The organism is bacterium (assembly GCA_040753085.1).
Lineage (GTDB): Bacteria > UBA9089 > JASEGY01 > JASEGY01 > JASEGY01 > JASEGY01.
The window spans coordinates 1-10771 of record JBFMHI010000092.1; the positions used below are offsets into that span (position 1 = coordinate 1).

The 10771-nt window shown below is 43.8% G+C and carries 10 protein-coding genes; all 10 read right to left on the minus strand.

The features are described from left to right. Positions 1-578: 578 nt before the first annotated feature. The gene (gene lnt / locus AB1797_09735; GenBank protein MEW5767888.1) at positions 579-2072 is read right to left on the minus strand and encodes an apolipoprotein N-acyltransferase; all 1494 of its coding nucleotides are present in this window, start codon (positions 2070-2072) and stop codon (positions 579-581) included. Next, a complete protein-coding gene (fabF, locus tag AB1797_09740; protein MEW5767889.1) occupies positions 2069-3301 on the minus strand; it encodes a beta-ketoacyl-ACP synthase II in 1233 nt (410 codons plus the stop codon). Before fabF ends, lnt begins: the two co-directional genes overlap by 4 nt. Continuing rightward, complete coding sequence (locus AB1797_09745) at positions 3298-3846, minus strand: C39 family peptidase (protein ID MEW5767890.1); 549 nt, start codon at positions 3844-3846, stop codon at positions 3298-3300. Before AB1797_09745 ends, fabF begins: the two co-directional genes overlap by 4 nt. Further along, positions 3833-4510: an ABC transporter ATP-binding protein gene (locus AB1797_09750; protein MEW5767891.1), complete on the minus strand. Its 678-nt coding sequence runs from the start codon at positions 4508-4510 to the stop codon at positions 3833-3835. Before AB1797_09750 ends, AB1797_09745 begins: the two co-directional genes overlap by 14 nt. 2 nt (positions 4511-4512) lie before the next feature. Beyond that, the gene (locus AB1797_09755) at positions 4513-5712 is read right to left on the minus strand and encodes an ABC transporter permease (protein ID MEW5767892.1); all 1200 of its coding nucleotides are present in this window, start codon (positions 5710-5712) and stop codon (positions 4513-4515) included. Further along, positions 5709-6872 (minus strand): efflux RND transporter periplasmic adaptor subunit, encoded by a 1164-nt coding sequence (locus tag AB1797_09760; protein ID MEW5767893.1) that lies wholly within the window; start codon positions 6870-6872, stop codon positions 5709-5711. Before AB1797_09760 ends, AB1797_09755 begins: the two co-directional genes overlap by 4 nt. Continuing rightward, on the minus strand, positions 6859-8280 hold the full coding sequence (locus AB1797_09765) for a TolC family protein (GenBank protein ID MEW5767894.1): 1422 nt from the start codon (positions 8278-8280) through the stop codon (positions 6859-6861). The genes AB1797_09760 and AB1797_09765 overlap by 14 nt, the downstream gene beginning before the upstream one ends. Before the next feature lie 6 nt (positions 8281-8286). Continuing rightward, positions 8287-9522, minus strand: a complete 1236-nt coding sequence (locus tag AB1797_09770) for a hypothetical protein (GenBank protein ID MEW5767895.1) — start codon at positions 9520-9522, stop codon at positions 8287-8289. A gap of 79 nt (positions 9523-9601) precedes the next feature. After that, entirely contained in the window at positions 9602-10216 is a 615-nt protein-coding gene (locus AB1797_09775) for a hypothetical protein (protein MEW5767896.1), read from the minus strand. 175 nt (positions 10217-10391) lie between these two features. Beyond that, positions 10392-10643 carry a zf-HC2 domain-containing protein gene (locus AB1797_09780; protein ID MEW5767897.1) on the minus strand — a complete coding sequence of 84 codons (252 nt, stop codon included), beginning with the start codon at positions 10641-10643 and terminating at the stop codon, positions 10392-10394. Between the last annotated feature and the right edge of the window lie 128 nt (positions 10644-10771).

Here is a 10771-nt window from a genome sequence, read left to right on the forward strand (position 1 = left end):
GCCAAGAGGCCCAGGCAGAAGAGTTAGCTAAGCGCTTTCCGGCCATAGATGTCGTTATCTCCGGCAATGAGGCAGAAGAACCAATAGAAACCCCGATTAAGGCAGGTAAAACCCTTATCCTGACTACGGGTGTGTCGCAGGGGGGCCTAATTGGAGCCGGCTGCCTGGGTATCGCCTAAGGAAGTAGGATCGAAGGTAGGTGCACGGCCAGTAATTCAACGTATATCAGAACCCAGTGTGTATGGGGGACGTTGGTAAAAAACGCAAAAAACAATTGATGTAAGTTGTGAAGTGGGAAGAAAGAATCTTGTGTCCGCGTATCCTGAAGTCGCAAGGAAAGATAAGCGAGTACAGAGGTAGCCGAAGGATTAATGGTAAGGGTGACTTGAGAGATAGGCTATTAGGATGGTTTCTTGCGTTTTTTGCCAACGTCCCCTCTCCCCTCTCCATATCCGGGTCCTTACACCTGAAATAGTTTCAGGTCCTTTCTTTTAGGGTGCTGAACTCAACAAGTATGAGAGTAGCACCCCGATTTATCGGGGTGAGTTGGAAAACAATAACGACACCTGACAACCGCTTCAGCGGTTTTCAGTGCTCCTGAATGATCGAATTTTTGATGCGATTACCCTGCTGGACCTAAAAGAGATAAACAGCATTGAACCGGCAGCAAACAGACAAAAGTAAGCGAAAAGGTCTCCATATTCAGAGTAAAAAGTTGTTTCTTTTCTCAACCCGGCTTTTCCTTCTAACACTATTGGTCTGTAAAGATCCGACTCTTTCAATATCCGGCCGTAAGGGTCGATAATCATAGAGATGCCGGTTTGGGCCGCTCTGACTACATAAGACCGGTTTTCCACAGCTCTAAAGACAGCGGACATTGCATGGAGGTAAGCTAAATTTGTTTTCTTGAAATTAGCATCATTGGTCAAAACAAACAGCATATCTGCTCCCTCTCTAATAAGTTGTCTTGACTTTGAAGGATAAATCGATTCAAAGCAGATAGGTGTTCCTAAACAACCATATCTTGTCTCAATTACTGTATCCTTTTTTCCTGGAGCAAACTCTCTTTCTGCCCAGGGGATAAGCATAGTTTTGTCATATTGGCCCACTATCTTTCCCTGGGGTGAAATAATAAGACAGGAGTTGTATTCCTTTTTAGATTTATCCCTTGTTTGGGTTCCAAGAACAAATAAGCAATTCCCTTCTCTGGCTAACTTTAAGATTCTGTCTTTTAACCGGTGACGTTTTAAAAGCCAACCCCTGATAGAGCTTTCCGGCCAGACTACTATATCCGGAGATTTCTTGATTGCCTGATCAGTAAGCTGAAAATATTTCTCAATAGCCGGACGGGCATAACTTTCCTCCCAGTTTTCGATTCGATAACACCAGGTAGGGATGCTTCCCTGAATAATAGCCACATCTAAAAAAGACTCCTCTCCGGGACTTATCTTTTGTTTACCCCAGCCGATAATAATTAACACCAATCCGATGCTTGCTGCTGTCTGCAAGAATGTATGTTTTGGAATCCTCTTGTGCGCTGCTGTCTTACTAAAATAACTCCATAAATGAAGTGCAGCTTTAAAAAGACCGGCGTTTACAAGCATAACAAGAAAAGAAACCCCATAAGGGCCTGTAATGCCGGCTATCTGAATCAGAGTCAGGTTCTGGTATTGAGAAAGGGCCAAAGAGGCCGGAAAAGAGATGGGGCCGATGGTTCTCAGATATTCCAGGGATGTCCAGAGCAAAGGAGGAATTAAGATATGAAAGCATTCATTTACATGCCGGTGCAGATAAGAAACTCCCAGGCTAAAGACAGCCATATTCAGTGAGATGTAAATAATAATGGGAAGAAAGAGTAGAGAGTAATATGGTATTACTCCATAAAAGAGTCCGGCTCCAACCAGAATACCATTAATTATGCCGACTGCTGCACTCCTTTTGAAACTCTTCCTGTAAATGGCCGCGAAATAAGGAAGATAGATTATCCAGGCCAGATATTCCAAATTGTTTGGTGGGAGAGCCTCTATCAATAGCAAAGCTGAAATAAGAGGCAGCGTAAGAGTAAGGATCATGGTCTGAACTTTTTAACGATTAGGGCGGCATTGTTTCCCCCAAAGCTGAGAGAGTTTAAAAGGGCTGTATTTATCTCTTTCTTTCGGCTACGGTTAGGCACATAATCCAGATCACATGCCGGGTCCGGAGTCATATAATTTATGGTTGGCAAGAGAAGATTGTAATTCATACTTAAAATAGTGGCCACTAATCCAATAGCCCCTGATGCCCCGATGGTGTGACCGATACTTGATTTAATAGAGGTTATGGGGATTTTATAGGCATAATCACCAAAAACTCTCTTGATTGCCTCCGTTTCTATCCGGTCATTTAAGGACGTTGAGGTCCCATGCGCATTAATGTAATCAATCTCATCAGGAAAGATGCCGGCATCCTTTAAGGCCCTCTGGAAACTTAAGATAGCTCCGTCAGCGTCGGGAACAACAATATGGGAAGCATCAGAGCTGGCTCCATAACCAATCAGTTCAGCCTTTATGCCGGCTTCCCGCTTTAAGGCGTGCTTTAATTCCTCTAAGATCAGAATCCCGCATCCTTCACTTAAGACAAACCCGTCCCGATCCTTATCAAAAGGCCGCGAAGCCATAACAGGATCATTGTTGTTCTTAGAAAGGGCCCTGGTAGCACAAAACCCGGCTAAGATGAAAGGTGTAACTGGAGTATCCACCCCGCCGCTGATTACTACCTGACAGTGTCCCTGCCTGATCATATTAAAGGCCACCCCTATGGCCTGAGTTCCTGATGAACAGGCGGTAGATATAGTTATATTTGGCCCTTTTACCCCTGTTTTAATAGAGATGTAACTGGCGGCCGAGTTCATCATATGGGATGAGATAAAAAAGGGGCCGACCTTCCGCGGCCCTTTTTCTAAAAAGCCCTCATGTCCCCTGATAGCTGTAATCATTCCCCCTACTCCTGAGCCAATAATTACCCCGATTCTTTCTTGGTTTTTCTTTTCTATTCTGAGGTCGGCATCTTTAATGGCCATTTCAGTAGTAACTACCGCAAATTGGCTAAAACGATCCATCCTCTTTGCTTCTTTATTCTCCAGGTAATGAGAAGGTTCAAATTCAAGAACTTCCCCGGCAATCTGAGTGCTGAAAGGCGACGGGTCAAAGCTCTGAATTCGATCAATCCCTGATTCTCCTTTTTTCGCTTTATCCCAAAGCTGCTCTTTGCCGACACCTAAAGATGTGATAACATCCATCCCTGTGATGACTACTCTTTTCATTCTCCCCTCTCCAACGCCATGACATAACCGTCCCAGATTTTAAAAAAATCCTTCTTTTTGATTAGAACTTTTCCCAATGAAGGATCAATTAAGAGAAGTTCTTGCCTGCTGTTTGAGACAATCACCACAAAATGATTCCCATTAATGAAAGCAATGACCGGCTTTTTTATTCGCAGGAGATCTTTTTTCGTCAGCTTTAACCCGGTTGCCTTAAATCCTCTCATCTTTGCCTCATCGGCCAGGGCGAGCATACTTGTTCCCAGTGGTGAAACAGGTATCTTTTCAGCAATCTCCTTCTCAGTAACATTAACACCCAGAGATTTGAAAGCCAGGGCCAAAGAAGCCGGGCCACAAGTATAATCGGTGCTTTGTTGGTATCCTTTCTTAAGCAAAAGCCCCCCATAAGGCGTTAAAGAAGGGGGCCTTAATTGATCAAAAATAATCGGCTCTTTAATCTGATTGTAAGCCCGACTGACAAACTTGCTCGACCAGACTAAGGTAATAAGCAGGATCGTTATAGAAACAATAGTCTTAGCCCTGGTCACTGACGATCCTTCCATCGGCCAGAATGACTTGACGGTTAGCAAAACCGGCGACAGACTCATCATGGGTAACCATAAGAATCGCTGTTCCTTTTTTATTGAGCGTCTTAAGAATCTCCATAATCTGTCTTCCTGTCTTCTCATCTAAGTTCCCCGTGGGCTCATCTGCAAGAATGACAGAAGGGTCATTGACGATGGCCCGGGCAATAGCCACCCTTTGTTGTTCGCCACCGGAAAGCTCACTGGGCCTGTGATGGGCACGCTGTTTAAGCCCTACCTGATCCAGAACTCTATGGGCAAGCCTTTGATAGTCTCTTCTATCAAGGCTTCTATTGTATGAAAGGGCAAGTTCTATATTGCGTAAGGCAGTAAGATTCGGCAAGAGATTAAAGGTCTGGAAAACAAACCCGATCTCTTTGTTTCTAATCCTGGCAAGTTCATAGTCATTCATCTTGCTCACATCAATCCCCTTAAAAAGATAGCTCCCTGAACCGGCAATATCCAAGCAACCGATAAGATTTAGCAAGGTAGACTTGCCCGCCCCTGAAGTCCCCTTGATACTTACGAATTCCCCGCTTTCTATCTCTAAGCTAATATCCTTCAGGGCCTCCACAGCAATGGTCTTGCTCAAATAATAGCTCTTAGAAACTTCTTTCATCAAGATCATCTTTACTCATGTCTTAACGCTTCTATGGGATTAAGTCTGCTTGCCCGTTGGGCCGGATTTATTCCCGAAACAATACCAGTACAGGCCGAAAAGAGAAAGGCAATTATTGGAGCCCAGAAGGGAATAGCGATAGGTACTTTAAATAAAGGGGCTGCGACTATGATACCTATCACCCCAATTAAAAGCCCCAATATTCCACCTATCAAACTCAAAGATGTTGCCTCGATAAGAAATAGAAACAAGATGTCCCTTCTGCTTGCCCCCAGGGCCCTTCTCAGCCCTATCTCCCTTATCCGTTCAGTTACCGATACCAGCATAATATTCATAATCCCTATTCCTCCTACCAATAGAGAGATAGCAGCAACCCCGGCTATGGTTAAAGTAGTTGTTTGATTAATCTGTCTGGCAGCCTTCAGGGACTCTACCAGGCTATCGATATCAAACCTCACCGGTTTATCCTGATATCGATTGAGTAGAACCTGATTTATCTGGGCCGAGGCCCTCTCCACTGAAGAGGAAGAGGTTGCCTGAACATAGAGAGTCTGGGGATTTATGGGTATAATTTTACCCAAAGTAGAGATAGGAAGATAAGCTTTTACCTGGCGGCTTTCTCCTCTTGCCTTTCTCTCTTCAATCAATCCTACCACCACAAATCTCCTTTGCTCAATCATTACCTCTCTGCCTACCGGATTAGATAGACCGAAACACTCTCTCATAGGGACAGAGTCTTCCAGAACACAGACCCTACCCGAGTTTGCAATATCAGAGTCCGATAAAAATCTTCCTTTTATTAACTTGAGATGCTGAATATTTAAATAAGGGGAAGTGGTTCCAATAAGAGATAACATTCTTTCCTTGTTCAGAAATCTGAATCGTCCCAAGTAATCAATCCTTGGAGCAATTGCCTTTACCCTGGAACAACGCTTAAGGATCGCCTCCATATCCTTCTGAGAAAAAGAGACCTCACGGTAGGGTTTATCTCTCCCATGTCTGTCACGATCCACATCTATATATACCCACAACAGATCAGCTCCCACCTCTTTCATCTGGTCCATGATAACTCTGCGACTTCCTTCTCCGATCCCAATTACTATAATTATCGCGGCTATCCCTATGACTACACCCAAAATAGTAAGCAAAGACCTTAGTTTGTTAAGCCAAAGATTGGCTATAGCTGTTCTCAGGTGGTTAAGAAAATTCACCTTATCTTCACTCTCTGACCCGGCTTGATATCTAAGTTCCCCCTTGTTACTACCTTCTCACCAGGCTTCAGCCCTCTTATTACCTCTACGAATTCCTCATTAGAAATTCCTGCCTCGATATCCCTCAATTCGGCTTTATTGTCATAAACCACAAAGACGGCCTTACCGTTATCCTTGATCAAGACACTGTTGGCCGGAATGATCAGGGCATCTTTCTTTTGAGAAGTCGTTATCTTGGCCGTTATCAAAGAGCCGATCTTAAGATCAGGCCCTTCTACCTTATTATTGTTAATCTTACAAATCACTTCCACCCCGGCAAAGCCGGCCTGATAAGAATCTAAACAAGATGCGCCAATACTTTCCACCCAGCCTTGAAGAATGTGAGGGGCAAACATATTTCCTATGACCCTTACTGCCTGACCTTTCTTTACCTTGTTTGCTTCAAACTCGTCTACTACTACCTTGGTAATCAGTTGCCCTATATCGACTATGGTACACAACTCTTCACCCTCTTTTATGCTTTTGCCTTCTTGTATCTGGCTTTTTATTACCATCCCTGAGAAAGAAGCGATTACCCTGAATTTAGCCATCTTATTTTCAAATTCCCTCCGGGAAGCCTGATATGAAAATTCTGCCCGCTTGTATTCCATTTCCATATCATCAAGCTGTTGATGAGAAATAGCCCCTTCATCATAAAGCAATTTGTGCTGATCATGCCTCTTTTGGCTAAGCAGATAATTCACCCTGGCTGATTCTAAATCTTCTATCTCCCTGCTATAACTTTGGCGAAAACAATCTATCAATTCCTCGATCTTTCCATCAAAGAGGAGCTTCTCTACATGCAGTTCCTGAGGCAGATCAAGAAAGACAGGATTTACTATTACACAGAGGACATCCCCTGATTCTACCTTTTGTCCTTCATTTATCTTAACCAACCTCATTATGCCCGAGGCCTCAGCCTGGAAATGCCGTATCTCGGAAGAGCTTATCCTGCCCGGAGCATCCACGGTCTCCTCTATTCTGCCTCGAATGACCTCTGCTACGCCTACTTCGGGGATTTCGCCAGACCCGGCTATTAGTCGAGGAAGCCCCAGAGCAAGAAAGGATATCACTGCTACAACTAATGCAAAGATTAAGAGACTTTTTTTAAATATACTCATCCTCCAGCTTTCCTATCGCCTTAAAAAGTCTTGCCCTGTCTAAGACATAGCTTATCCCGGCTCCCTGGATGGCCCTTTTCATGCCTGAGAGGTCCCTCTGTGCCTCCAGGACATCCCTTACTGAAGCCATTCCCATCTCATACTTCTTTTGATTGATTCTAAGGGCATCTTCCGCAATCTTTAAATTCTTAGACAGCGAATCTATCCTTTTCAGGTCATTCTCTATCTGTTCATAAACCCTCTCTACTTCCTCAACAATATCCTCCTTTAATTCTTTCATTTCTTCTTTCGCCCTTTGATAACTCAGCCGGGCTTCCTTAACCTTTACTGCCGTAAGCCCGCTGTCAAAAAATGGAAGATTAACAGACCCCGATACCGACCAATTTCTCTCCGTCTCTTGACTCTCTCCTATCCCATTCCAATCACAACTTCCCTTCAGGTTCAAGACAGGCTTATTTTCACTGCTGGCCATAGAGATGTTTAATCGAACCAGCTCCAGATTTATTTCGGCCATCTTTATCTCCAATCTATTCTCTAAAGCCGTCTTCACACCCTCATCTTTAGAAAAACCTATTGGAGATATCTCTGTTGTCTTCTTCAAAACCACCTCTTTTTCTTTGTTTAGCCCAAGCAGTCTTAAAAAAGACCTTCTGGCCTCCCTTCGGACATCTATGGCCTGGGTAAGAGAATCCTCAGCATAAGCCTGTTGAACCTCGACCTTCATCTTCTCCACCCGGGCAATCTGCCCTGTCTTTAGCCTGGTTTCGGTCCATCTTATTAACTTTTTTGTCCGTTCCAGCTCTTCTTTTACCTCTTCTACACTTAATTCTGTCCTTACTATCTCATAGTAGCCATAAATCACCTCCAGGATCAAGTTCTGCAAGACATCCTTGTATTGCATCTCTGCTATTTTAAACCTATCTTCACTATTCCGAACCCCAGCCGTCTGTTGGAGGCGGCCACCAGAGCTTAGCGGTTGCCTTAGATTACAGAAGATAGAGAGATTATTAGCAAAATCATCGGCATTATGGGTAGGACTCAGGTTATAACTTGATCCTACAGAGAAGAGGCCTTTGGTAAAGGTGAGCATAGACCAGTCAAAGAGCAGGCTACCACTGTAGCTGTTCTGGATGGCAGATGAAGAAGAGCTCGTTCCAACACCATTTCTTCCGGCGGTAATATCTAAACTGCTCCGGGGTTTGTAGCCTTTATGTGTACTTACCAGACCCAACCGGGCAGATTCTAAACTATGCCGGGCCTCTTTAAGTATGGTTTCATTCTTCTCTAAGGCTATCTCTATACTCTCTTTTAGGCCCAATTCTATCACATCTTCTGCCCTTACCCAACTCCCCCACAATAAAAAGATAAGAACAATGATTATACCAGGTCTCTTGTTTTCTGAAAACACCCCTGTCTATTTCTCTTTCTCTTTTGGCTTTCTCAGGAATACATATCCAGAGAAGAAAGCTATCTTCTTTCCATCGGGCGACCAGGCATGCCCCCAGCTACTACCTTTAACGTCTTTAGTTAATTCTTTCAATCCACTACCGTCGCTATTTAAACTCACAATGTTTAAAAAACCTTCCTGGTTGCAGAATTCTAAGACAATCTTTTCACCATCAGAGGAATAAGATATATTCCGTCGTGTTCCCATATTTATTCCTTTGAGTAAATTTAAGATTCTTGATTCTTTTTTCTCTAAGTCAAACTCACAGAGAACAATATCTCGCTTGGTAGGCCTAACCCTAAGAAAGATAATCTTCTTTCCATCAGGAGAGAAAGCAGGCTGACACCTTCCTGTCAGTTCCTTAGCACCACTAAAGAAAGATTCATCAACCAGTTCTTTTATCTCATTGGTCTTAACGTCTGCGGCTAAAATCCTTTTCGCCATTCTCTTTGGATAAAAAACTACCAGCCTTCCATCTGGTGACCAATTAAAAGAAGCGTGTGAGCTGTTCAATATGATATCACCTTTAGAATATAATTCCCTTAGATTCTTTCCGTCTCTATCGATTGCCCAGAGATTACCACCTTCCAACATAGGGTTACCCCCTTCTTTTTGGCTTCCTATTCGCCAAACTATCGTCTTCCCATCTGGTGACCAGCTAAGCCCATAAGTAGTCCCCTTCTTCCATTTGAGCTTTAACTTACGCAGATTAGTCCCCTTAGAATTTATGATCCAAAGCCAAATCCCTCCTTTAAATTCACCTGTCCCCAGGACAATTTCTTTGCCATCAGGAGAGACAGCCATTATCGCCGGGCCTCCTCCTGGTGGCAAGGGTCCCTCTCCTTTAAGAGAAAGTATCTCTCTTAGTTTCCCCTTCTCATCAACTGTCCATAGCCCATGCTTATTCCCTAAGTGGGCCAGAAAGGCTATCTCTCTATCTGAAAGCCAATAGGGCTGGTCTTCATAACTATAAAAGTCATCTGGACACCTGATACTAAATATAGGCTGGATATTTTCTCCTTCCCTATCTGCGATACAGATGCTATAGGTCCAGTCTACCTTCTTTATCCACTCCTTCCATTCTTCATCAAGATGTCTCTCTTTCTGTCCCTCAGTACATCCATAAATAAGAAATGCTATTATCCCAACCACTAAGAGACTTCTTATCCTTGACTCCTTATGATACCGGATTACTTTGCTCATTTGGATTTCCTTACCTTAAAGGGGTGAGAAAATTCACGGTTTTCTCACCCCTCTGTGTTGCTTTCCTAAAAAGCCTTACTTAAGGCAGCGGGGCCAGTAAAACCTCCTCAGTCCACGCATCGTTACTCCTATCATTATCCGACGATACGTGAACAAGCCCTGTTAATTCATATATGCCAGCCGATAAATGCGCGCAGTTCCATCCCAATATTACGCCTCTGCTTTGGTTAACGCGAAAATTTTCCCATGGTGACCACCCAACTGGGCCACCCTTATTATTATCGGCAGAGAAATAGGTAGCCTCAACACTAACGTTGCGCTCATAGTATCTGCCTTTGTTCTTCGCTGTAACCTTAACGATATTTGTTACAGGTCGATTCCAATCATCCCGACCTACATACCCATCTGGGGGGAGATAGCAACCCATTTTCATAGGCCCAGAAGACTTCTGAGGAGCGAATATTATGGTGAAGGGTGGAGCGCAGGCTACATCAGTCACCGTCATATCGTGATCATACCGGGTAGAGCTACCGCCGCCACCGCCGCCACCGCCGCCACCAGCACCTATAATCATGGCCATTTCGTTTTCACTGAGAAGCCGGCTTTTCTCCTGGGGCACTGAAGCAAAGGCAAGGTTTGAGGTGCTCAAACAGAAACCAAAGATCAAAAACCACACAAAAGTCTTTTTCAACATTTCTTACAATTCCTCCCTTTTTTTGATTTTTTCTCAAAGATTCTCTCCTTGAGACAAATATATTTTACCATGAAAATCCTCTCATCTCACCCCCTTTTTTCTTAACTTCCTCCTTGCCAGCCTTCTTTTCTGTCAGAGACAGATCGACCCTGGCTGGCTCACATTCCACTTATTACTAATTATTCACCTCCTTCCCTTTTGGAATTAATCGTTGGTAAAAATCCTTCTCAAATTCCGGGGGCAGGCCAGGCGCCTCGATCGATTCAAAAAGATTCCGCAGGTATTCCCTGTCCCTCTCCAGAATTTTCAGCCTTCTGGAACAACCGGGACAGACAGAGAGGTGCTGTTCAATCTTCCTCGATTCCCTTCTGCCAATCTCTCCATCCAGATAGAATGAAAGTTCTTTTTTTCTCTTCCTGCAAGGCATCTCGGGACGGTTCATAACCGTCCAATTTTCTGTGAAACCTTGCGGTTAGTTCATTATCGGCTATAGCATCATCATACCATTTTTTTCTACAAAACTACTTTTCTCGTCTTAACTTCCCCGCAAATATC

Bases quoted from the DNA above. Each gene is read 5' to 3' on its own strand.
- lnt (MEW5767888.1), bottom strand. From the start codon at position 2,072: ATGATCCTTACTCTTACGCTGCCTCTTATTTCAGCTTTGCTATTGATA.
- fabF (MEW5767889.1), bottom strand. From the start codon at position 3,301: ATGAAAAGAGTAGTCATCACAGGGATGGATGTTATCACATCTTTAGGT.
- AB1797_09750 (MEW5767891.1), bottom strand. From the start codon at position 4,510: ATGATCTTGATGAAAGAAGTTTCTAAGAGCTATTATTTGAGCAAGACC.
- AB1797_09760 (MEW5767893.1), bottom strand. From the start codon at position 6,872: ATGAGTATATTTAAAAAAAGTCTCTTAATCTTTGCATTAGTTGTAGCA.
- AB1797_09770 (MEW5767895.1), bottom strand. From the start codon at position 9,522: ATGAGCAAAGTAATCCGGTATCATAAGGAGTCAAGGATAAGAAGTCTC.
- AB1797_09775 (MEW5767896.1), bottom strand. From the start codon at position 10,216: ATGTTGAAAAAGACTTTTGTGTGGTTTTTGATCTTTGGTTTCTGTTTG.
- AB1797_09780 (MEW5767897.1), bottom strand. From the start codon at position 10,643: ATGCCTTGCAGGAAGAGAAAAAAAGAACTTTCATTCTATCTGGATGGA.